At 73.1% G+C, this 22,514-nt stretch carries 20 protein-coding genes; 13 read left to right on the top strand and 7 right to left on the bottom strand.

What is annotated here, in order from left to right; translation table 11 throughout:
* Positions 1-116: 116 nt before the first annotated feature.
* Together AB0G84_RS17620 and AB0G84_RS17615 are read right to left on the bottom strand one after the other, a co-directional pair.
* Positions 117-533, bottom strand: coding sequence for an SHOCT domain-containing protein (locus AB0G84_RS17620; RefSeq protein WP_361321047.1), 417 nt, complete (start codon positions 531-533; stop codon positions 117-119).
* Positions 534-691: 158 nt separating this feature from the next.
* Complete coding sequence (locus AB0G84_RS17615; protein WP_361321045.1) at positions 692-2,080, bottom strand: MFS transporter; 1,389 nt, start codon at positions 2,078-2,080, stop codon at positions 692-694.
* A gap of 58 nt (positions 2,081-2,138) precedes the next feature.
* Between AB0G84_RS17615 and AB0G84_RS17610 the strand changes: the two genes are divergently transcribed.
* Positions 2,139-2,669: a CGNR zinc finger domain-containing protein gene (locus AB0G84_RS17610; protein ID WP_361321043.1), complete on the top strand. Its 531-nt coding sequence runs from the start codon at positions 2,139-2,141 to the stop codon at positions 2,667-2,669.
* Positions 2,670-2,741: 72 nt separating this feature from the next.
* Here AB0G84_RS17610 and AB0G84_RS17605 read toward each other — a convergent pair whose 3' ends face one another.
* Both AB0G84_RS17605 and AB0G84_RS17600 read right to left on the bottom strand, forming a co-directional pair.
* Positions 2,742-3,026 (bottom strand): hypothetical protein, encoded by a 285-nt coding sequence (locus AB0G84_RS17605; RefSeq protein WP_361321041.1) that lies wholly within the window; start codon positions 3,024-3,026, stop codon positions 2,742-2,744.
* 319 nt (positions 3,027-3,345) lie between these two features.
* Positions 3,346-3,846 carry an ATP-binding protein gene (locus AB0G84_RS17600; RefSeq protein ID WP_361321039.1) on the bottom strand — a complete coding sequence of 167 codons (501 nt, stop codon included), beginning with the start codon at positions 3,844-3,846 and terminating at the stop codon, positions 3,346-3,348.
* 246 nt (positions 3,847-4,092) lie between these two features.
* Here AB0G84_RS17600 and AB0G84_RS17595 point away from each other — a divergent pair, with 246 nt between their 5' ends.
* From AB0G84_RS17595 to AB0G84_RS17555, 9 genes are all read left to right on the top strand, one after another.
* Positions 4,093-4,944, top strand: coding sequence for a hypothetical protein (locus AB0G84_RS17595; protein ID WP_361321037.1), 852 nt, complete (start codon positions 4,093-4,095; stop codon positions 4,942-4,944).
* Positions 4,945-5,091: 147 nt separating this feature from the next.
* The gene (locus AB0G84_RS17590) at positions 5,092-5,871 is read left to right on the top strand and encodes a YcnI family protein (protein WP_361321035.1); all 780 of its coding nucleotides are present in this window, start codon (positions 5,092-5,094) and stop codon (positions 5,869-5,871) included.
* Positions 5,872-6,007: 136 nt separating this feature from the next.
* On the top strand, positions 6,008-6,658 hold the full coding sequence (locus AB0G84_RS17585; RefSeq protein WP_361321033.1) for an SCO family protein: 651 nt from the start codon (positions 6,008-6,010) through the stop codon (positions 6,656-6,658).
* Positions 6,655-7,104, top strand: a complete 450-nt coding sequence (locus AB0G84_RS17580) for a copper chaperone PCu(A)C (RefSeq protein ID WP_361321031.1) — start codon at positions 6,655-6,657, stop codon at positions 7,102-7,104. The genes AB0G84_RS17585 and AB0G84_RS17580 overlap by 4 nt, the downstream gene beginning before the upstream one ends.
* A gap of 138 nt (positions 7,105-7,242) precedes the next feature.
* Entirely contained in the window at positions 7,243-9,510 is a 2,268-nt protein-coding gene (locus tag AB0G84_RS17575) for a copper resistance protein CopC (RefSeq protein ID WP_361321029.1), read from the top strand.
* Positions 9,510-10,838, top strand: a complete 1,329-nt coding sequence (efeB, locus tag AB0G84_RS17570; protein WP_361321027.1) for an iron uptake transporter deferrochelatase/peroxidase subunit — start codon at positions 9,510-9,512, stop codon at positions 10,836-10,838. Before AB0G84_RS17575 ends, efeB begins: the two co-directional genes overlap by 1 nt.
* A 126-nt stretch (positions 10,839-10,964) precedes the next feature.
* Positions 10,965-11,891: a prephenate dehydratase gene (gene pheA, locus AB0G84_RS17565; protein WP_361321026.1), complete on the top strand. Its 927-nt coding sequence runs from the start codon at positions 10,965-10,967 to the stop codon at positions 11,889-11,891.
* A 723-nt stretch (positions 11,892-12,614) separates the two neighbouring features.
* Complete coding sequence (gene serS, locus AB0G84_RS17560; protein ID WP_361321024.1) at positions 12,615-13,904, top strand: serine--tRNA ligase; 1,290 nt, start codon at positions 12,615-12,617, stop codon at positions 13,902-13,904.
* Positions 13,901-14,731: an HAD family hydrolase gene (locus AB0G84_RS17555; protein WP_361321022.1), complete on the top strand. Its 831-nt coding sequence runs from the start codon at positions 13,901-13,903 to the stop codon at positions 14,729-14,731. The genes serS and AB0G84_RS17555 overlap by 4 nt, the downstream gene beginning before the upstream one ends.
* Positions 14,732-14,854: 123 nt before the next feature.
* Here the strand turns inward: AB0G84_RS17555 and AB0G84_RS17550 are convergent, their stop codons facing one another.
* Together AB0G84_RS17550 and AB0G84_RS17545 are read right to left on the bottom strand one after the other, a co-directional pair.
* The gene (locus AB0G84_RS17550; RefSeq protein ID WP_361321076.1) at positions 14,855-15,646 is read right to left on the bottom strand and encodes a rhomboid-like protein; all 792 of its coding nucleotides are present in this window, start codon (positions 15,644-15,646) and stop codon (positions 14,855-14,857) included.
* A gap of 32 nt (positions 15,647-15,678) precedes the next feature.
* Positions 15,679-16,854 (bottom strand): Lrp/AsnC family transcriptional regulator, encoded by a 1,176-nt coding sequence (locus tag AB0G84_RS17545; protein WP_361321020.1) that lies wholly within the window; start codon positions 16,852-16,854, stop codon positions 15,679-15,681.
* Between the two features lie 322 nt (positions 16,855-17,176).
* On the opposite strand from AB0G84_RS17545, the gene AB0G84_RS17540 reads away from it, so the two are divergent.
* On the top strand, positions 17,177-18,838 hold the full coding sequence (locus AB0G84_RS17540) for an MFS transporter (RefSeq protein ID WP_361321018.1): 1,662 nt from the start codon (positions 17,177-17,179) through the stop codon (positions 18,836-18,838).
* 239 nt (positions 18,839-19,077) lie between these two features.
* On the opposite strand, the gene AB0G84_RS17535 is transcribed toward AB0G84_RS17540, so the two are convergent.
* Positions 19,078-20,061 carry a MerR family transcriptional regulator gene (locus AB0G84_RS17535; RefSeq protein WP_361321016.1) on the bottom strand — a complete coding sequence of 328 codons (984 nt, stop codon included), beginning with the start codon at positions 20,059-20,061 and terminating at the stop codon, positions 19,078-19,080.
* Between the two features lie 276 nt (positions 20,062-20,337).
* Here AB0G84_RS17535 and AB0G84_RS17530 point away from each other — a divergent pair, with 276 nt between their 5' ends.
* The gene (locus tag AB0G84_RS17530) at positions 20,338-20,664 is read left to right on the top strand and encodes an SAV_915 family protein (protein ID WP_361321014.1); all 327 of its coding nucleotides are present in this window, start codon (positions 20,338-20,340) and stop codon (positions 20,662-20,664) included.
* Between the two features lie 16 nt (positions 20,665-20,680).
* Positions 20,681-22,177 carry a diaminopimelate decarboxylase gene (gene lysA / locus AB0G84_RS17525; protein ID WP_361321012.1) on the top strand — a complete coding sequence of 499 codons (1,497 nt, stop codon included), beginning with the start codon at positions 20,681-20,683 and terminating at the stop codon, positions 22,175-22,177.
* Positions 22,178-22,514 lie beyond the last annotated feature (337 nt).

Genomic DNA, 22,514 nt, shown 5'->3' with positions numbered 1-22,514 from the left:
GGGTCCCCCCCCCCCCCCCGCCGCCCGCGGCCCCCCCCCCCGCCCCCCACCACCCCCCCCCGCCCCCCGCGGGGGCGCCCCCCGCGCCGGGCCCCCCCCCCACGGCGGATGCCCGGTCAGTGGAGGATCTTCTCCTTGGCCCGCTGGAACTCCTCCTCGGTGATGTCGCCCTTGGCGCGGACCTCCGAGAGCTTGGCCAACTGGTCGGCCGCGGTCGGCGCACCACCGGTGCCGGCCGCCTCGCGGATGTACGCATCGAGCGCCTGCTGCTGGGACCTGGCGTGCTCGGCCTCGCGCTGGCCCATCCCCTTGCCGCGGGCGAGGACGTAGATGAAGACGCCGAGGAACGGCAGCACGATCACAAAGACGAGCCACCCCGTCTTGCCCCAGCCGCCCAGGGTGTCATCCCGGAAGATATCGACGATGATCTTGAACAGCAGGACGATCCACAGGACCCACAGGAAGACCCACATGGCTGTCCAGAAGGCGCCGAGGACCGGGTAGTCGTAGGCGAGGTTCACATAACCGCTCATCGCTGTCTCCTGTCGGTTCCGTGCCGCGGCACGGGGTTCGGCCGGAGCGCCGGTCGCCACACCCGCAGGGCGGACCCGCAGGCTCCGCCGGTGCCTCCTCAAGACAACCCCGCCCCGCCGCCGCCGGCATCGCCCACTGCGGGTGAACGGCGGCCGGGTCAGGCGGGGTGCGGCCGGGTGGCGGGGCGCCGGGCCTTGAGCAGCCACAGCGCCAGCAGTCCGCTGCCCAGCCCGACCGCGGCGGCGACGCCGAACACCGCGGACAGCCCGTCGGCGTACTGCGCAGGCAGGTCGGCGCCCCGCCCGCCGGAGGAGAACCGGTGGAACACGGAGCCGAGTACGGCGATGCCCAGTGCCAGGCCGAGTTGGCGGGCGCAGTTGGCCGCGGCGGCGGCGACCCCGCTCTGCGAGGCGGGCGCGGCGGACATCGCGAGGGCGGGCAGCACGGGCGAGACGATGCCCGCGCCGATGCCGGTGATGATCAGTCCCGGTACCAGCGCCGACCAGGACGAGCCCGCATCGACCGTCAGCATCAGGACGTCGCCCACCCCCACGGCCACCGTGCCGCCGCCGAGCGTCCAGTGCGAGGGGAGCCGGTGCAGTGCGCTGCCGACCACGGCGGAGGTGGCGAAGAACGCCACCGGCTGCACGGTGATGACCAGGGCCGTGGGCAGCGAGGTGAGCCCCACGCCGTCCTGTAGCCAGAGGGACATGACCGGCAGCGCCCCGAAGCCGGCCAGGTAGTAGCCCATGGCCGCGACCAGCGTTCCGTTGAACTCCCGCTTGCGGAACAGGGACAGCGAGATCATCGGGTTGTTGCCGGACCGCTCGACGAGGACGAACGCGAGGAGCATCACCGCGCCGACGGCGAAGCCGAGCACCGCCGAGGTGGCCCCCCACCCCTGCTCGCCGCCGCGGATGATGCCGAAGGTGAGGCCGATCGCGGCCAGGGTGAAGGTGGCGATGCCCAGGTAGTCGATGCGGGTCGAGGTGCTGGTGTCGTCGATCAGCACCACCGCGGACAGCGCCACCGTGAGCACGCAGAGCGGCACCCCACCCAAGAAGATCCACTGCCAGGACAGGAACTGCGTCAGGATCCCGCCCGCGACATTGCCGATACCGGCGGCCGCACCGGCGACCGCGCCCCAGACGGCGAAGGCCACGCCCTTGTCGCGCCCGGTGTAGGTGAGCCCGATCAGCGGCAGCAGGGTCGAGAACATCGCGGCACCGGCCACGCCCTGTACCGCCCGCGCGGCGATCAGCACGGTGACCTCGCCGGCCAGTCCGCAGACGAGCGTGGCGGCGCCGAAGGTCGCCAGGCCGGCCAGGTAGAGGCGTTTGCGCCCCAGGTTGTCGCCGAGCGATCCCATTCCGAGTAACAGCCCCGCGAGGGCGAGGGTGTAGACGTCGACGATCCACTGCAGCGAGCCGAAGCTCGCGTGCAGGTCCCGGGCCATGCTGGGGAGCGCCACCGTCACGATCGTGGAGTAGACGAGCAGCATGAACGTGCCCGAGCAGGTGGCGACCAACGGCAGCCAGGTGCGCATGGAGGTGTTTCCTTCCGGAGGCTGGAGGCTTCCGGAACCATGCTGGTGTAATGCCCTTATGCAGCAGAACCCTTACGGAGAAGATCCCGTACGGCTCATCCTGGACCTCGCGGCCCGCCCGCCGTCCTCCCCCGAGGAGTTCACCGAGCGCTGTGTCGACGCGGGCATGGCGGTCGACCGCCCGGTGGGCGACGAGGACCTGGCGGAGATCCTGGACTTCATCCCGCGCTGGCTCGCGGTGGTCGACGCCGACACCCCCGAGCGGCGGGCCGCCCTGCTCAACGAACTGCTGACGACCTCGTCGGAGCACCCCCGGCTGACCGACCACGCCGACGGCGGCTGGCACATCCACTACCGCGCCGACGGCCTGAGCCTGGCCGGTGTGGTGCGGGCGGTGGTCAGCGTGGGCACCGCCCTGCACCTGACCGGGCGCGGCATGGACCGCCTCGGCCGCTGCGCCCTGCCCGAATGCGGCCTGGCGTACGGCGACTTCACCCGGGGCGGGCGGCAGCGCTACTGCTCCCACGCCTGCGCGAACCGCGACGCCGTACGCCGGTTCCGCGCCCGGCAGGCGGCACAGTCCCCGTGAGGCCGACCACCGATGTGCCGGCCGGCGGGTGCCGGGGGCGGAACTCGATCGGTTCCTACGGTGCCGACCTGATCAGTTCCGACGGCGCCGTCGCTGGCCGTACGGACCGCTGTTGTCGTGGGGGCGCCACTCCTCGTCGTGGAGGTCCCGGTCTCCGCTGTCCCGGCTCCGTCCGGGTGTGGCGATCTCCTCGCCCCGGTCGATCCTCTTCCGCAACGCGTCGAGCGGGTCGGGCGGCCCCTCGCCGTGCCGGCGGTCCCCCTCGGGCAGCGGTCCGGGGGCAGGCGGCTTGAGGGCGATCCGCTTCCCCTTGGGGCGCCCCGATGCGGATGTGCTTCGCTTCGCCGAGCTGCTCATCGCGGCTGTGCGGCGCTGCGCACCCGCCGTCCCGCGGTCCTTCGGCTGCCCGCTCGGCCGGCTCTGCCGCGGTGTACCGGAATCGGGCGCTCCACCCGCCGCGCCCTCCGGATGATGCGATGACGTACTGCTCATGCGTCGGCCCCCGCCTCGTCGAGTCTTCTCAACACCTCTGAGAATTTTACCCAGTTGAGCGGTGGTGAAGCCCTCTTTCGGCGTTTTCAGCCGTGCCGGAACGGGGTTCGTCCGACGTCGTTCCGGCGGACGGGACGGCGGCCGGCACGGCGAACGGCACGGCGGCCGGCGCGGCGGCCGGTGGTCACGACGCCATCGGCAGCGGTGCGTCGTCGCGCCACTTGAGGATCTTGTCGAAGCTGACGACCGCACCGGGGCGGCCGGTGCGGTTGCGGTAGCGGACGTGGTCGGTCAGGGCCTCGATCAGAAAGAGCCCCCGGCCTTCCTCCGCGTCTGCGGGGGCCTGCGCGGGGGTGGGCACGGGGGCCGGCGCGAGGGTGCGGTCGGCGGCGGTATGGGGCGGGGCGGGGGGCGCGGCGTTGGCGCCGTCGAAGCCCGGGCCGGAGTCGGTGACCTCGATCCGGCAGGTGTCGCCGTCGATGAAGGCCGTGACGCGGTAGTCCTCGGTGGTGGCGTCGCCGCCGTGTTCGACGGCGTTCGCGCAGGCCTCGGAGAGCGCCACCGACAGGTCGTAACAGATGTCCGGGTCGACGCCCGCCGTCTCCATCGTGCCCAGCAGCAAGCGACGGGCGAGCGGCACGCTCGCCGCCTCGCGCCGCAAGTGGAGTGACCACCAGATGCTCATCGCTCCAGCCTCCTGGCCGCGGCTCGACATATCGATACCTATTGCCGTGCCCCAAGGTCCGTAAGCGTGTCCGGGACGTGATACCGCCCATTCGGCGGATGCGAAGACTGAGCGCATCGGTGTAGGCGGAGCGCCGCGCATGCGCCGTCGCGCGCCCTGCCTGCCGCCCTTGACACCCCGGGAGGCGCCCCCTGCCCCCGCCCTGCCGTGGGCGGCGGCCGGGGGCAGTGGGATGATGGCGCGGCCATGTCTGCCCCGCCCGTCCGTACCGTGCGCGCGGCCGCTGATCTGCGGCTGCTGAGGGCCGCGGTCTTCACCGCGGTCTGTGTTGCGCTGTCCGCGGCAGGGCACATGCTCGCGGCCCGCTCGGCGGTTCCGCTGTGGACGCTGGGGGTGGCCGCCGCGGCGGTGTTCGCGGTCGCCGCGCCGCTGGCCGGCCGGGAGCGCTCGCTGCCCGGCATCACGGCGGCGCTCGCCCTGGGCCAGCTCGCCCTCCACACCCTCTTCTCCTGTGGCCAGCAGATGACGGCCCCGCCCGTGACGACGATGCCCGCCGCGCCGGGGCACCCCGGCGGAGCCGGCGGGCTCTCCGACGGCGCCGCGGTCTCGCTCGCCCGGCATGTGATGTGCGGCCTCGGCGCCGGTCGCCTGGACGGCGACCAGGCGCGCCGACTGCTCGGCTCGGGCGGCGGCTTCGACGCCGCCTCGGCCGCCGGGCTGATCGCACCGGCCGGACACCGTGCGGCCACCGGCCCGGCGATGGCGGACTGCCTGCCGCCGTCACTGCCCATGGTGCTGGGACACCTGCTGGCCGCGCTCGCGCTCGGCTGGCTGCTCCGACGGGGCGAGGCGGCGCTGTGGCGGCTGGTGCGACTGTCCGCCCCCGCGGCGTACGAGCTCACCGTGTACGCGCTGGTCGGTGCGGTGCGCGGGGCGATCGCCCTGGTGGGTGCCCTGCTCGCAGGCCTGGGCGCGGCGCACGAGAAGGCACGGCGCGCCTGCGTTTCGTACGGGGATGACAAACCTGGCCCGCAAACCCCCGCACTCCACCACAGTGTGATCAGGCGAGGGCCGCCCTCCCTCGCCCTCGCGGCCTGACGTCACGCGAAGCACGGCTCTCCCATGGAGGCACCTCCCATGCCCTCAAGGCGTGGGGGAGGGTACGGGCTCGCGCGCCGTTGCCGCGTGCGCGCCACCTCACGTCACCCGTCCTCTCCTTCCTGGAGCACTGTTCTCATGTCCGTTATGTCAGATTCCGCGACATCCGCGCAGCCCGTTCAGTCGGCGTCGAAGGCTTCGAAAGTGTCGAAGCTCTCGCGGCTGTCGCTCATCGGCGGGGTCGCGGCCGGCAGCGTGCTGCTGCTCGCCGGTCCGGCCTTCGCCCACGTCAGCGTGCAGCCGGAAGCGGCGCCCAAGGGCGGCTTCGCGACCATCAACCTCAAGGTGCCTAACGAGCGGGACGACGCCTCCACCGTGAAGCTCGAACTCACTCTGCCGACCGACCACCCGCTGGCGTCCGTCATGGCGCAGCCGGTGCCCGGCTGGAAGGTGTCGGTCACCAAGTCCAAGCTCCCCAAGCCGATCGAGATGGAGGGCGAGAAGATCACCGAAGCGCCCTCGAAGATCACCTGGACCGCCGAGGACAAGGGCATCGAGGCCGGCCAGTTCCAGCAGTTCCCGCTCTCCGTCGGCCAGCTGCCCAAGGACGCCGACCAGCTCGTCTTCAAGGCGCTCCAGACGTACGACGACAAGGAGGTCGTGCGCTGGATCGAGCCGACGAAGGAGGGCGCCCCGGAGCCGGAGAACCCGGCGCCGATGCTCAAGCTCACCGCGGCCGAGGGTGACGGACACGGCGCCTCCGGTGCGGCGGCCGACGACGACAAGGGCGGCGACCGGACCCGGCCGGCCGCCGCCGAGGCGTCCACCGGTGACACCACGGCGCGTCTGCTGGGCGGCATCGGCATCGGCGTCGGCGTCATCGGCATCGGCTTCGGCGTGTTCGCCGGTCGCCGCAAGAGCGCCTGACCACCGTGGGGCCGGCGCGCCGTCCCGCGCCGGCCCGGCATCACCCCTCCCGGAACCCGGGGCCCGCTCCGCGGGACACCACCCCGGCAGCGGCCCCACGGACCGGGACATCCAGACCACATGGGATAGATCCGCAATGCGTAGAAGAACCCTGCTCACCTCCGTGGCCCTCGCAGCGGCCGCGGCCCTCAGCCTGACCGCCTGCGACGGCGGCGACGCGAACAAGCCCGTCGCCGAGGTCTCCGGCGGCACCGCGGCCAAGCCGATCGTCACGCTGGACAATCCGCTGCCCAAGCCGGACCTGGTCCTGACCGACTCCGACGGCAAGAAGTACGACCTGATGGAGCGGACCAAGGGCCACCCGACGCTCATCTACTTCGGCTACACCAACTGCCCGGACGTCTGCCCGCTGACGATGGCCAACATCGCCGTCGCGGTGAAGCAGCTGCCCAAGGCCGAGCAGAAGGACCTGCGGGTGGTGTTCGTGACCTCCGACCCGGAGCGCGACACCCCGGCCGCGCTGAAGAAGTGGCTCGGCGGCATCAACAAGGACTTCGTCGGGCTGACCGGGTCGTTCGACGCCATCCAGTCCGGTGCGCGCAGCGTGAACATCGGGATCGAGAAGCCGGTCAAGAAGAAGAACGGCGATGTCGTCTCCACCCATGGCGCGCAGGTCCTGCTGAGCTCCCCCAAGGACGACAAGATCCACTGGATGGGCATGCAGGAGGCGACCTCCGGCAACTACACCGCCGCGATCCCGAAGATCATCAAGGGGCAGAACCCGTGACCCGCCGCACCGCCCTCGCCGCCGCCCTCGCCCTCACCGCCGGGCTCGCCCTGGCGGGCTGCGGCGGCGGCACCGACACCGCGCCGAAGCTCACCGTCGACGGCGCGTACATGCCGCAGCCGATCACCGACCAGATGGCGGGCGCCTTCTTCACTGTCCGCAACAGCGGCGGCGCCGACAAGCTCACCTCGGTCACCAGCGACCTGGCCAAGGACATCTCGATGCACAAGACGGTCGGCACCAAGATGGAGCAGGTCAACTCCCTGGCGATACCGGCGAACGGCAGCCTCGACCTGGCCCGCGGCGGCAACCACCTGATGTTCATGGGCCTGAAGAAGAAGCCGGCCGAGGGCGAGAAGGTCAGCATCCAGCTGCACTTCGCCACCTCGGCGCCGCTCACGGTGCAGGTCCCGGTCAAGGCCGCCGATTACGCACCGAAGAAGTAGACCCGTCGGGTGACGCACCGAAGGCGTCACCCGACGAAGCGTCCGAAGAAGGCGTCCGAAGAAGGAACGGCAGCACCAGCGGCAACGGCGGTTGGTGCTACGGCAGTGGGAGCAACGGCAGTGAGGGGAGCGATCACTATGGTCACCACCGGGCCACGGCCACGGCCGCGACGGTCCGCCGCCCTGCGGATGCTGGTCGTCGCGGTGGCGCTGGCCGGCGCGCTGTTCGGCGGCGCGGTCCCGGCGTCCGCGCACGCCGCGCTGACCGGCAGCACACCGGCACAGGGCTCGGTGGTCGACCGCGCACCCGAGCAGGTGACGCTCACCTTCTCCGAAGGCGTCGCCATGGGCGACGACTCCGTCCGGGTCCTGGACCCGAAGGGGAAGCGGGTGAACCGCGGCAAGCTGCGCAACCTGAGCAGCGGCAGCACCGTCAAGTACGGCATGGGACTGCCGCCCGGCCTGGGCGACGGGACGTACACCGTCGCCTGGCAGGCGGTCTCCGCCGACAGCCACCCGGTCTCCGGTGCCTTCACCTTCTCGGTCGGCGCCCCCTCCAAGACCACCGCCGCGATGCCCCAGCAGGAGGCCGGCGGCGGTCCGGTGGGCGTGCTGTACGGCATCGCCCGCGCCCTGGCGTACCTCGGGTTCGTGCTGCTGGCCGGCGGCGCGGCCTTCGTGGTGGCCTGCCGGCCGGCCGCGTCACTGGTCCGGTCGGTGCAGCGACTGGTCGTCCAGGGCTGGGCGGTGCTGACCGGCGCCACCGTCGCGATGCTGCTGCTGCGCACCCCGTACACCGGGTCCGGCGACCTCGCCGATGTCTTCGACCTCGCCGGGCTCCAACAGGTGCTGATCACCAAGCCGGGTGCGGCGCTGATCTCCCGGCTGCTGCTGCTCGCGGCGGCGGCGCTGTTCGTGGCGGTGCTCTTCGGGGCGTATGCGCGGGCGCACGAGACCGAGGCCGAGGCCGAGGCCGGGGGCGCGGGCGCGGGCGAGGCGGCGGACGGAGCGGCGCACGGGGCGGACAGCGCCACGGAAGCCGAGGAAGGGCAGGCGGCGGCCGCGGAGCCGGACGAGGGGCCCGTGGACCCCGCGGAAGAGGCCAGGCGGCGCAAGGAGCTCACCTTCGGGCTCGGGATCGGCGGCGTGATCGTCGCCACCGGCCTCGCCGCCACCTGGGCGATGGCCGAACACGCCTCGACCGGGCTGCAGCCGGCCATCGCCATGCCCGTCGATGTGCTGCACCTGCTCGCGGTAGCCGCCTGGCTCGGCGGGCTGGCGGCACTGCTGGTGTCCCTGTACTGGGGGCCGCCGGTCGAGCGCAGCGCGGTACGCCGTTTCTCCCGGATCGCCTTCGGCTCCGTGCTGGTCCTGGTGGCCACCGGCGTCTACCAGTCCTGGCGGCAGGTCGGCTCGTGGGGCGCCCTGACCGACACCGCCTACGGGAAGCTGCTGCTGCTCAAGGCCGGCCTGGTCGCCGTGCTCGTCGGGATCGCCTGGATGTCACGGCGGTGGACGGCGCGACTGGGCGAGGTCCCGGCGGCCGGGGAGGCGGCGGAGCCGGTGCCGGCGAGCCGGACGGCCACGGCGGACGAGCCCGCGAAGGAGCCCGCGAAGGTGACCGTCGGGGCCCCCGCCTCCGGTGCCGCCGGAGCCGACGCGGCTTCGGCCGCCTCGGCCGAAGCCTCCGCCACCGGGCGCTCCGCGAGTGCCGGTGCGTCCGGTGCCGACATCTCCGGTGCCGACGCCGACGGCTCCGACGGTTCTGGCGGTTCTGGCGGTTCTGGCGGTGACGGTTCTGGCGGTGACGGCTCCACCAAGGGCCCGGATCCCGCCCGGGCCGCCCAACTCGCCCGCCAGCAGGCCGCGTTGAGCTCCGCCCGCACCAAGCGGCAGCGCGACGCCGATCCGCAGCGGCTGGGTCTGCGCCGGTCCGTCCTCGCCGAGGCCGCGGTCGCCGGCGTCGTCCTGGTGGTGACGACGGTGCTCACCGCCACCGAGCCGGCCCGTACCGAAGAGGCGGTCAAGGCCGCCTCGGGCGGGCAGGCCGCCGCGCCCAGCCGGCCGCAGGTGCTGACCGTCCCGTTCGACACCGGCGGCCCGCACGGCAAGGGCACCGCCCGGCTCGACCTCGCCCCCGGGCGCAGCGGCAGCGCCAATGAGCTGCGGCTGCGGCTCTCCGACCCGTCGGGGAAGGCCATGGACGTACCCGAGGTGAAGGTGTCCTTCACCGAGAAGGCCAAGAAGCTCGGGCCGCTGCCGGTCGTCCCCCGGCACACCGGCGCCGGCCGCTGGAGCGCCAGCGGCGTCCAGCTCCCGGTCCCCGGAAAGTGGCAGCTCTCGCTGCTCGTCCGGACCTCCGACATCGACCAGGTCACCGAGATCAGAAACGTGAAGATCGGCTGATGAGCAAGCGCACCGACCGGCCGGCGGGCACCCCGGCCGACGCCCCCAGGCCCGACACCTCCCCGGACGCCACCGAGGCGGCCAGCACCGTGGAGCTCTCCCGCCGCCGGCTGCTCGGCACCGTCGGCGCGGCGGGCGCTGCGGGACTGGTCGTCGGCGGGGCGGGCACCGCGCTCGGGGTCGCCGCCGCGGAGGAGTCCGGACCGCACGCCCCGAAGGCCCTGACGACGCTCGGCTCGACCGAGGTGGCCTTCCGGACGGCGCGCGCCCGGCACCAGGCGGGGATCACCACCCCACTGCAGGCGAGCGGGCACCTCGTCGCCTTCGACCTGGCCCCCGGGGCGGACCGGAAGGCCGCCGCGGCGCTGCTGCGCCGCTGGTCGCGGACGGCCGAGGAGCTGATGGCCGGCCGTGCGCCGCACGACGACACCGGGGTCGCCCTGGACGCCGGCCCGTCCTCGCTGACCGTCACCTTCGGCTTCGGCCACAGCTTCTTCGGCCGCACCGGCCTGACGAAGCAGCGCCCGGTGCAGCTCGATCCGCTGCCGGACTTCTCCAACGACGCGCTGGACCCCGCGCGCAGCAACGGCGACCTGTGGATCCAGATCGGCGCCGACGATGCGCTGGTGGCCTTCCACGCGCTGCGTGCGCTGCAGAAGGACGCGGCGGGCAGCGCCCGGCTGCGCTGGCAGATGAACGGCTTCAACCGTTCGCCGGGCGCCACCGCGCACCCGATGACCGCCCGCAATCTGATGGGCCAGGTCGACGGCACCAACAACCCCAAGCCCTCGGACAAGGACTTCGACGAGCGGATCTTCGTGGGGCGGGACGCCGAGCAGCCCTGGATGCGCGGCGGCTCGTACGCCGTGGTCCGCCGGATCCGGATGCTGCTGGACGACTGGGAGAAGCGCTCCCGGCACGAGCAGGAGCGGGTCATCGGGCGCCGCAAGGACACCGGGGCGCCGCTGACCGGCGGCTCGGAGACCACCCCGATGCGACTGGACGCGAACGGGCCGGACGGGCTGCCGGTCATCCCGGCCAATGCGCACGCCCGGATCGCGGCTCCGGAGTCGAACCAGGGCGCGGCGATGCTGCGCCGCCCGTTCTCCTTCCACGACGGCTTCCGCGAGGACGGCGCCCCGGACGCCGGACTGCTCTTCGTCTGCTGGCAGGCCGATCCGCTGCGCGCCTTCACCCAGGTCCAGCGGAAGCTGGACCGCGGGGACGCACTGTCGCCGTTCCTGCGGCACGAGGCGAGCGGGCTGTTCGCGGTGCCGCCGGCCGCGGAGCCGGGCGGTTATGTGGGCCAGCCGCTGTTGGAGGGGTAGCGCACGAGCCCGGTACCCGTCCGGCCGTCGGAAGCCCGCCCGGCGTGCCGCGCGGCTCGGTATCGTGGCAGGGCAGGGAGAAGATCGGCGGGGTGCCCCCGCAGTTCCGCGAGGGAGTGCTCAACGATGTCGGCCAGCCGCTATACCTACCTCGGACCCGAGGGCACCTTCACCGAGGCCGCGCTGCGCAGCCTGCCCGAGGCGGCGACCCGCGAGCTGGTGCCGATGGTGTCGGTGCCGGCCGCCCTGGACGCGGTGCGCGCCGGCGAGGCCGCCGCCGCGCTGGTGCCGATCGAGAACTCCGTCGAGGGCGGGGTGACCACCACCCTCGACGAACTCGCCGCCGGCGAGCCGCTGATGATCTACCGCGAGGTGCTGCTGCCGATCGCCTTCGCGCTGCTGGTGCGCCCCGGGACGACGCTCGCCGACGTCAAGACGGTGACCGGGCACCCGGTCGCCCAGCCCCAGGTGCGCCGGTGGCTGGCCGCCCAACTCCCGGAGGCCGTATGGGAGTCGGCGGCCTCCAACGCGGACGGTGCGCGGCTGGTACAGGAGGGCCGGTACGACGGGGCGTTCGCGGGCGAGTTCGCGGCGGCGACGTACGGCCTGACCCCGCTGGTCACCGGGATCCACGACGCCCAGAACGCCGCCACCCGCTTCGTCCTGGTGGGCCGCCCGGCCCGGCCGGCGGCGCCCACCGGTGCGGACAAGACCTCGGTGGTGCTGTGGCTGGCCGAGGACCACCCCGGTGCGCTGCTGGAACTGCTGCAGGAGTACGCGGTCCGGGGCGTCAGCATGATGCGGATCGAGTCCCGCCCGACCGGCGAGGGCATCGGCCGTTACTGCTTCTCGGTGGACTGCGAGGGGCACCTCACCGACCGCCGGGTCAGCGAGGTGCTGATGGGCCTCAAGCGGGTCTGCCGCGAGGTGCGGTTCCTCGGCTCCTACCCGCGGGCGGACGAGATGGCGCCGACCGTGCGGCAGCAGATGACCGACACCGCGTTCACCGAGGCGTCGGACTGGCTGGCGCGCTGCATCGACGGGCGCGCCTGAGCCGGCCCGCGGGGCGACGGTCCGGGCACGACCTGCCACTTCGGGATGCCCTGTGAGTTGTCCACAAAGTTATCCACAGGCACGGTTCTCGACCTGTGGGTAAGTCGACAGATGAGTTGGACACAGTCGACATATCGCCCTACTGACACCACATCCACCCAGGACCTCCCACACCGCCCCACCCTCATGTTCGTCAGCACAATTCCCGTGATCAATCCCTTAGGGCGAGGCAATCCCACGCGAAAGAGTGCGTGAACAGGGTTTGGACCAAGAATCCATAGGTGAGCATTTCGGGAACGGAATGATCAGCTCCGACTTCCACAGATCTCACACACAGCCTGTGGATAAGAATGCGGCAACCCCCAGAACCTGTGGACAACCGCGGCCCGCCAGGGGAAAAGTCGGCCCCTCAACTCCCTCTGTCCACACAGTGGATCACGGCGTGCGCGCCTCGCGGGCACATCACAAAGGCCACATCTCGGACATCGGGAATTCCTCCACACTCCACCCCGCCCCCCTTTCCCTTATACCTTCCTCACTTCCTCCACCTCCCCCACCGCTCCACCTCCCCTCACCCCCGCCCCTCCGGCACACCCCCACCGCCCCGCTCGACCGGCCCGCACCCCCCTTCCCCGAAAGGAATAAATACCCCAAATCGGGCATCCCGGAGTGGCGGAGGATATCGCGTCGAGGCGCGGCGGACGGTCCCGGTAGCCTGGGGGTGTGATTGACCTTCGCCTGCTCCGTGAGGACCCCGACCGTGTGCGCGCCTCCCAGCGCGCCCGTGGAGAGGACGTCGAGCTCGTCGACGCACTGCTCTCCGCCGACGAGCGGCGCAGGTCGTCCAGCGCCCGCTTCGACGAGCTGCGCGCCGAGCAGAAGTCGCTCGGCAAGCTCATCCCCAAGGCCTCCGGCGACGAGAAGGCCGAACTCCTGAAGAAGGCCTCCGAACTCGCCGCCGCCGTCAAGGCCGCCGACGCGGCCCAGGACGAGGCGAAGGACGAGACCCAGCGGCTGCTGCTGAAGCTCGGCAACCTCGTCCACCCCGACGTTCCGGTCGGCGGCGAGGAGGACTTCACGGTCCTGGAGAAGCACGGCACCCACCGCGACTTCGCCGCCGAGGGCTTCGAGCCCAAGGACCACCTCGAAATCGGCGAACTGCTCGGCGCGATCGACGTGGAGCGCGGCGCCAAGGTGTCCGGCTCCCGCTTCTACTACCTGACGGGCATCGGCGCGCTGCTGGAGCTCGCGCTCGTCAACGCCGCCATCGCCCAGGCCACCGAGGCCGGCTTCACGCCGATGCTCACCCCCGCGCTGGTCCGCCCGCGCGCCATGGAGGGCACCGGCTTCCTCGGCCAGGCCGCCGAGAACGTCTACCACCTGGAGAAGGACGACTACTACCTGGTCGGCACCTCCGAGGTCCCGCTCGCCGCGTACCACATGGACGAGATCGTCGACGCGGCCAAGCTGCCGCTGCGCTACGCCGGTTTCTCCCCGTGCTTCCGCCGCGAGGCCGGCACGTACGGCAAGGACACCCGCGGCATCTTCCGGGTCCACCAGTTCGACAAGGTCGAGATGTTCTCGTACGTCGCGCCGGAGGACGCCGAGAACGAGCACCAGCGGCTCCTCGCGTGGGAGAAGCAGTGGCTGAACGGTCTGGAGCTGCCGTTCCAGGTGATCGACGTCGCCACCGGTGACCTCGGCGCCTCGGCGTCCCGGAAGTTCGACTGCGAGGCGTGGATCCCCACCCAGGGCAAGTACCGCGAGCTGACCTCCGCGTCGAACTGCAATGAGTTCCAGGCGCGCCGGCTCTCGGTCCGGATGCGCGAGAACGTCGACGGCAAGCAGAAGGTGCAGCCGCTCGCCACCCTCAACGGCACGCTCTGCGCCGTCCCGCGCACCATCGTGGCGATCTTCGAGAACCACCAGCAGGCGGACGGCTCCGTGCGCGTCCCCGAGATGCTCCGTCCCTACCTGGGCGGCCGGGAGATCCTGGAGCCCGTCGCCAAGTGAGCGGATCAGCTCCGGCGGCCGTCGGGCCGCTGCCGTACAAGCTCATCGCCACGGATCTCGACGGCACGCTGCTGCGGGCCGATGAGACCGTCTCCGAGCGCACCCGCCGGGCGCTCGCCGCGGCCACCGCGGCGGGCGCGGCGCACATCGTCGTCACCGGCCGGGCCGTGCCGTGGACCCGGCACATCCTCGACGCCCTGGACTACCGCGGCCTCGCGGTCTGCGGCCAGGGCGGCCAGGTGTACCACGCCGGTGAGCACCGCCTGCTGACCTCGGTGACGCTCGACCGGCAGCTGGCCGGTCTGGCGCTGTCCAAGATCGAGGCGGAGGTCGGTCCGCTGTTCCTGGCGGCCAGCCGGGACGGCCTGGACGGCGAGGTGCTGGTCGGGCCGGGCTACCGCGTCCAGGAAGGCCCGCTGCCGAACGTCCTGATCGACGACCCGGGCGAGCTGTGGAAGGCCCCGCTCAACAAGGTCTACCTCCAGCACCCGACCCTGGACGACGATGCGCTGGCCGCCGCCGCGCGCCAGGTCGCCGGGGATCTGGTGGGCGTGACCGTGGCGGGTCCGGGCATCGTCGAACTGCTGCCGCTGGGCCTGACGAAGGCCACCGGGCTGTCGCTGGCAGCCCGTCGCCTCGGCCTCACCGCCAAGGACACCCTGGCCTTCGGCGATATGCCCAACGACATCCCGATGTTCGCCTGGGCCGCCCACGGCGTGGCGATGGCCAACGCCCATGATGAGCTGAAGGCCGTCGCCGACGAGGTCACCGCCTCCTGCGAGGACGACGGCATCGCGCTCGTCCTGGAACGGTTCTTCGGGGTCTGAGGCTCAGCGGGAGGCGCGCCAGAGTTCCGGCAGGAGGCGCACCAGGAAGTTCCGGCGGAAAGCGCACCGGGAAGGTGCGGCGGAAAGCGCCACCGCAGTTCCGGTGGAAGGCTCGTCGGGAGTTCACCGGGCGGAGGGGGGATCGCTCCCCTCCGCCGGGCCCTCCGGGGCCGATGCCGGGCCTTCCGGAGCCGATGCCGGGTCTTCCGGGGCTGATGCCCGGTCCGCGTCCATGTCGGGGGCCGTACGGGAGCCGGTCTCCCGCTCCTCGCCGGTCGCCGCCGGCGTCAGCGGCCAGGCCGCGAAGCCCATGGTCAGCGCGATGGCATGGCCGAAGTCGGTGAAGGTCGCGCCGGTGATCAGCGGAATGCCGAAGAGCACCAGCACCCCGATCAGGTAGCCGTAGCGCCAGGGCAGTCGCAGCCGATAGGTCAGCAGACCGGCGGCCGCCGCCAGGCCGTAGGAGACGCCGATGTCCACCACGTGCGTCATCGAACGCGGCAGCCGGTGCCCCTCGATGGCCAGCAGGACGAGCTCCTGACTGGCGAGCGTGGCGGCGACATGGGCGCCACCGACGGTCAGCAGCCAGCGCCAGGACCCCACCCAGCGCTCGACGTTGGCGTGCAGCAGCTCGAACAGCACCACGTAGAGCAGGAACGACCCGGGGCGCTCGATCCAGAAGCCGCTGATCAGCAGCGACGGCAACGGGTGCTCGTTCAGCTCGTGGATGTTGCTGCTGGTGCGGTGGATGAGGAACTGCTCCAGCCCCTCGGAGGCGGAGGCGATCACCAGGCTGGTGACGCCGATGATCAGCAGCCAGATGTGGGTGCCGGGCGTCGAACGCACCCAGTCCCGCACCCAGATCAGCGGGTTGTGGCCGGACAGCGGGGTGCGGCCGTGGTCCGGCGGCTCCAGGAGGCGCTCCCACGGCCTGGCCGCCCGCCCGATCACCGGCGCCGTCCCGCCGCGACCGGAGAGACCGGAGGGACCGCAGGGACCGGAGAGGTCCGATGGCCCGGAGAGACCGGAGAGGTCCGAGAAGGCGGAGAGGGCCGAGAGGGCGGAGAGACCGTCAGTAGCGGTCCCGGGCCCTTGATCTGCCGGATGCGCGGTGCGCTCTCCATCGTCCGGACGCCGGGCAGCGCGGCCACCCGGGTCGTCAGGTAGGTGTAGAGCGCGGCCACGTCCCGGCACATCACCGAGGCGAAGAGGTTGTTCGGCCCGGTGGTGGCACCGGCGAAGGCGACCTCCGGGTGTGCCGCCAACGCCGCGCCGGCGGCGGCGAGTTCGGCGGGGGCGATGGAGAGCCAGAGGGCGACCAGCACGCCGTACCCGAGCTTCTTCAGGTCGTAGTCGACGTCGTAGTAGAGGGCCCCGGACGCGCGCAGCTCGGCGAGCCGGCGGCGGACGGTGGTGGGTGACCAGCCGGTGGTGGCGGCGAGTTCGGCCAGCGGCGTCCGGCCGTCCCGGGCCAGTGCGTCGAAGAGCCGCCGGTCGGCGTCGCCGAGCACGACGGGGCCGATGTCCGGCGCCGGGCCCGGGCCCGGGTCCTGGAGCGGGGACGGAGGCGGTGGCGGTGGCGGTGGCGGGGACGGTGGCGGAGGGCTGAGGAGGGCGATCTCCTCGTCGGTCAGCGCACCGGACTTGCTGATCATGCCCTGGGGGCCGCCGTAGAACTCATGCAGCAGGCAGTGCGCGGTGACGCCGATGACGCTGGGGGTGCGCGGCAGCTTCTGCAGCAGCAGGGCGTCGCTGTGCTCACTGCTCGCCGCGCGGCAGACCGCGGCGATCTCGGTGCCGCCGGACATCAGGCCGACCCAGGAGGTGTCCGGGCGGCGGGCCAGCGCCTCGGCGACGGTGACCGCAGCCTCCGGTGCGCACTGGACCCGCACCATCCAGGCGACCTCGCCCAGCGCCCGGGCGTCGGCCAGTCCGAGCACGCGGAGCGCCCCGGCAGCCCGGTGGCGGCCGTAGCGCCGGGCCACGGTCTGGTCGGAGACGCCGAGCACCTCCGCGATCCGACTGAACGGCGCCCGGCCGTCGAGCTGGAGGGCATGGGCGATCCGGCGGTCGAGCGCGTCGAAGCCCTCGCCGTTCCGGACGGCCTTCCCGTCGGTTTTCACCGTTCGAGGCTAGCCCGTGTCGGATTGTGCCGCCGGGCGAACGGTGGCTATGACGACAGCGCGTCGGGGACGGAGCGTAGGGCCGCACGCGGGTCCGGCGGGTTCGGCGGGTTCGGCGGTCCGGCCGTACGGCGGTTCTCCGGGGCCAGCGGACCTCCGGGGCCAGCGGACCTCCGGGGCCAGCGGACCTCCGGGGGGCATGGGCGGGGCCGAACACGAGACGACGTGACACAACACGACACGTCGCGACGCGCCACGACGCGTGTGAGGCGGCGTGACGTGACAGGACGAGACGAGACGAGACGACGGAGGAGAACCGGTCATGCGGAGTGCACCTGGGAAGCGGGACACACCGGGCGGGGTGGAGCCCGGGCGGGAGGGGGCAGGGCCCGGGCCGGGCGGGAGGTGGTGGCCCCTGGCGGCCGTGACGCTGGGCAACTTCCTGCTGCTGGTCGATGTGACGATCGTGAACACCGCGCTGCCCAGGATCGCCGAGGGGCTGGGCGCCTCGCTCAGCTCGCTGCAGTGGGTGCTGGACATCTACGCGCTGGCGCTCGCCGCGCTGCTGATGGTCGCGGGCTCGGCGGCGGACCTCTTCGGGCGGCGCCGGCTGTACGTCACCGGGCTGGCGCTGTTCGCCCTCGCGTCGCTGGCCTGCGGGCTGGCACCGGACGCGGGCACCCTGATCGCGGCCAGGGCCGTGCAGGGCGTGGGCGCGGCGGCGATGTTCGCCACCAACGCCCCGCTGTTGATGGCCACTTACCAGGGCCGGGACCGTGGGGTGGCGTTCGGCGTCTGGGGCGGCACCAGCGGCGCGGCGGCCGCGGTCGGCCCGGTGCTGGGCGGGTTGCTGACCGAGTACGCGGACTGGCGGGCGATCTTCCTGGTCAACCTGCCGCTGACCGCCGTCGCGGCGGGGATCACGCTGTGCCGGGTCCGTGAGTCGTACGGCGACCGCCCCCGGCCCCGGACGAACGCGGCCGGGGGCACCCCCGTCGCGCGGATCGACTGGCCGGGCGCCGCGGCCTTCGCGGTGTGCGGGGGCGCGCTGACGTACGGAGTGATACGCGGCGGGGAGCGGGGCTGGACCGAGCGCGGGACGCTCGCGGCGCTGGGGATCGCGGTGCTCGCCCTGCTGGTGTTCGTCGTCGTCGAACGGCGGGTGCGGCGCCCGCTGCTGGACCTGGCGCTGCTGCGCCGGCCGTCATTCGCGGTCCTGATGGCGGCGGCGTTGCTGCTGCAGGCGGCGGCGTTCCCGTATCTGACGTTCGTGGGGCTGTGGGTGCAGAACGTGCTGGGGCTGAGCCCGGTGCGGGCGGGGCTGGCGGTGACGCCGATGGCGCTGATGTCGCTGCTGGTGGGCGCGCTGGGCGGCCGGTGGCTCCAGCGGTCGGCCCCGCAACTCCCGGTCGGGTGCGGCCTGTTGCTGATCGGCGGCGGTGTGCTGCTGGAGTGGGCGCTGCTCGGTACCGGTTCGGACTGGGTGGCGCTGGTTCCTGGGCTCGCGGTGAGCGGGCTGGGCATCGGCGCCGCGCTGCCGGTGCTGGTCTCGGCCGCGCTCGGGGCGGTGCCGGCGCAGCGGGCCGGGATGGCGAGCGGCGCGGTGAACACCTTCCGCCAGCTGGGCTACGCCCTGGGCATCGCGGCCCTGGGCACCGTCTTCACCGAGGCGCTGCACGGCGTGCGGCCCGGCGCCTCCCGCGCGGCGGTCGCCGCCGGGTATGTGTCCGGGCTGCGCGACATCCTGCTGATCTCGGGCGTGGTGGCTCTGGGGGCGGGGGTGCTGGTGCTGACGGTGGTACGGCGGGGAGCGGGCGCCGAGGGGGCGGGGGCCGCGGGGGCGAGGGCCGCCGGCCTGGGCGGAGGTCCGGGCGGCGGTGCGGGCGGGGGGCCGGGCGGCGGCTTCCCGGCTGCTCCGGCGCAGGGCGGTGATCCGGCCGGCGATCCGGCCGGTGATCCGGCCGGTGATCCGGCCGAGGTGTAGGCGGCGCGCTGCGGGTACAGGGCCGGCCGGGCCGCCCCCCGCCGGCCCGCCGGCCCTTTGGCGGGGAGCGGCGTCGGCGGCGGGCGGGCAGTCAGCAGGCGATCGGCAGCGGGCAAAATGCGGCAGGGCAACGGCCGGCGGGCGGCAGGCTGTGAGCGGCAAGCCTTGGGCGGCGGACCGTGAGCGGCAAGCCTTGGGCGGCAAGCAACGGCCGGCGGGCGGCAGGCCGTGCCGAGCCGTCACCGTGCGTCCGAAGCGCTCCGTTCCACCGGCTCCTGGATCTCGGTGACCCACTTCTCCTGGTCCGGCGGGCACTCCAGGTACAGCTCGCGGGCGTACCCGGCGGAGCGGTAGCCGTTGGCATCGATCCAGTGCGCGAGGTTCTGCGCGGTCGGCAGGATCCGGCTCATCGGGCCCCGGTGCACCACGGTGGCCGCGCACTCCAGTCCGGGCAGGGTGACCACGTCGAAGCCGAGGCCGGTCGCGACGGGGGTGCCGGGAGTACCCGGAGTGCCGGGCCGGCTGGACTGACCGAGGTGGCCGGACTGGCCGGACCGGACCGGGTGGCCGGCCGAACCGTCCTGGTCAGACTGGGCGGCGCCCGCCCTGGCCAGGGCCTCCGAGGTGACCACCAGCCCCGCATGGACGACGACGGCCCCGCCCCCGTCCGCAGCCGCCTCGCCCGTCGCGTCCTCGTAGTACGCCAGTCCCGGTCCCGCCGGGGCCACCCCCGCGGCGTTCAGCAGCCGGCACAACTCGGCGTAGAGCGGGGTGATCACCGGGCTGATGTCCTCGGGCCCGTAACTGGCGGCGATCCCGCTGAGCTCCGCGAGCAGAACCGTGTCCGTGCGCTTGACCACCACATCGTCGGCAGACATCCGTCCCTCACTCTCGATCGTCCGGAGCCTCGCCTCGACCTGTGCCAGCCGCGCCCCTGCCGCCGTCATCGTCGCCTCCAGCTCCGCGCGCCGCAGCCGCAGCATGCCGCGCAGCTCCTCCGCGCTCACCTCCTCGGCCAGGATCGCCCCCACCTGCTGGAGGCTGAATCCGAGGTCCTTGAGCGCGAGGATGCGGTTCAGACGGGCGAGCTGGGCCGCCTCGTAGAAGCGGTAGCCGCTGACGGGGTCGGTGCGGGCCGGGCGCAGCAGCCCGATCGCGTCGTAATGGCGCAACATGCGGGCCGATACCCGGCCGTACTGGGCGAAGTCTCCGATGGTGAACATGACGCCTTCCAGTGGAGTGCCTTCCACAGTGTCAAGGTCAAGCACCGTCGTCCACGGGAGGGGTACAACGCCCCTCGGCACCCCTGCGTCACCGCTGTCCCACAATCGGCCACCGGCCAGCAGCATCGCGTCAAGTAGGGCCCACAACCCGTCAATGACGCGTCAGCGACCGGCGGACCCGCCCGTTCCCCGGGCATAGCGTCGTTTGGGCGAGCCCCGGCGTTTGCTTCCTCCACCGGCCCGGGGCCGCCGATGTCCCCTCCGAGGAGCAACGCCGTGTCCCACCATCTCTACGCGGAAGATCCCGAGCCCGCCGATCGTGTCCCGGCCGGGCCTCTGTTCGTCCCCGTCCGGTCGGGCCCCGCGGGCTGTACGGCCCGCCTTTTCCGCACCCCGATCGGCGGTCGGACCGCCGTCGGCTTCACCTCCGCCCAGCGGCTGGCCGCGGCCCTGGGCGCCGGTCAGTGCTGGATCAGGCTCTCCGAGTCCGCACTGCGCGCCCTGGCCGAACCGGTCGGGGCGACGGCGCTGACCGTCGACCCCCGACTCACCGCCGAGGTGTCCCGGAGGCCGCGCAGGCACCACTACCTACGGGCCGTCTGAGGGAGGGGCGACGATCATGAGCCACCGCACACTGCCCCGCACCGCCCAGGAGGCCGCCGCCCCGCCGCCGGTCACCGCGCCAACGGCCACCGCGGCGACTGCCGCAGCATCAACGGCAGCGGCAGCGGCCACGGCACCGACGGCACCGGCACTGGCGGCATCAGCACCGACGGCAGCTGTCGCACCGCCCACAGTGGCGCCGGCCGCGCCCCGCCCCGCCGGCCGGTCCGTCTGGCCGGCCTCCGCCGCACCCCTCACCCACGGTGATGTCGCGCTGGCCGGGGTCCCGCTCACCGAACTCGCGGACCGCTTCGGCACCCCGGCCTACGTCCTGGACGAGGAGGAGGTGCGCCGGCGCTGCCGGGGATACCTCCAGGCGTTCCCGGGCTCGGATGTCTACTACGCGGCCAAGGCGTTCCTGTGCCGCGCGATGGTCCACTGGGTGCAGGAGGAGGGTCTGGGGCTGGACGTCTGCTCGGCGGGCGAGCTGGAACTGGCCGTCACCACGGGCTTCCCGCCCGAACGGATCGTGCTGCACGGCAACGCCAAGTCCCCCGCCGACCTGCGGACCGCGCTGCGGCTCGGGGTCGGGCGGATCGTCATCGACTCCACCTCGGAGATCGCCCGGCTGGCCGCCGCGGTCCCGGCGGGCAGCCGCCAGAAGGTGCTGATCAGGGTCGTACCGGGCATCGCCGCCGGCGGCCACGCCAAGATCCGCACCGGGACCGACGACCAGAAGTTCGGACTGTCGATCGCCGACGGCTCGGCGCAGCACGCGGTCACCCGGGTGCTCAACCAGCCGCGCCTCGAACTGGCCGGGCTGCACTGCCACTTGGGCTCCCAGATCACCACCGCCAAGCCCTACCTGTCGGCCGTACGGCGGCTGGTCGGCCTGCTGGCCCGGATCCGGGAGCAGCACGGCACCGCCCTGACCGAGCTGGACCTCGGCGGCGGCCACGGCGTCGCCTACCGCCCCGGCGAGCCCGTCCTCGACGTCGCCGCACTGGGCACCAGGATCCGCGCGGAGCTGGTGCGGAGCTGTGCGGCGGCCGGTCTGCCGGTGCCACGGCTGGCGATCGAGCCCGGCCGGGCCATCGCGGGGCCGGCCGGCGTGGTGCTCTACCGCGTACTGGCCGTCAAGCGCACCGGGGCGCACACCTTCGTCGCGGTGGACGGCGGGATGAGCGACAACCCGCGGCCCGCCCTGTACGGGGTCCGCTACGCGCCCCGGCTGGTCGGCCGCGCCTCGCCCGCCGCGCCGGAGCCGGTCAGCGTCGTGGGTCGGCACTGCGAGGCGGGCGATGTGCTGGCCACCGACGTCCAGTTGCCCGGCGACATCCGCCCCGGCGACCTGCTGGCCGTCCCGGTGGCCGGCGCCTACCACCTGTCGATGGCCTCCGGATACAACCTCGTCGGCCGCCCACCGGTCGTCGCGGTCGCCGACGGCCACGCCCGGCTCCTCGTACGCCGGGAGTCGCTGGCCGACATCCAGGAGCGGGACATCGGACTGTGAGGTGAAGGGGGTCTGCGGGGCAGGGTTCGGGGTCGGGGTCGGGGCCGGGCGGGGCCGATGGGGTCGATGGGGTCGATGGGGTCGATGGGGCAACGAACCGACGGGGCGACTGGGCAAGGCGGACGGGACGAGCACCGGGCACCGAGCACCGGGCGCTCACGTCTCCCGCCCAGGTCCCGGCCCTGCCGACCGCCCCGGCCGCACTCCCTGGTCCACTGCGTGACGGGAGCCCATGCCGCAAGTTCGTGACGAGCGTGCGGGACGAGAATCCGGGACGAGAGTTCGTGGCGCGGATTCGTGACGAGCGTGCGGGACGAGGAACCGTGACGAGGACGCG

It is taken from the genome of Streptomyces sp. NPDC020742 (assembly GCF_040641675.1).
GTDB lineage: Bacteria > Actinomycetota > Actinomycetes > Streptomycetales > Streptomycetaceae > Streptomyces.
The sequence above is the reverse complement of the archived record's forward strand: the minus strand, read 5'-3'. Positions and strand labels throughout refer to the sequence as shown.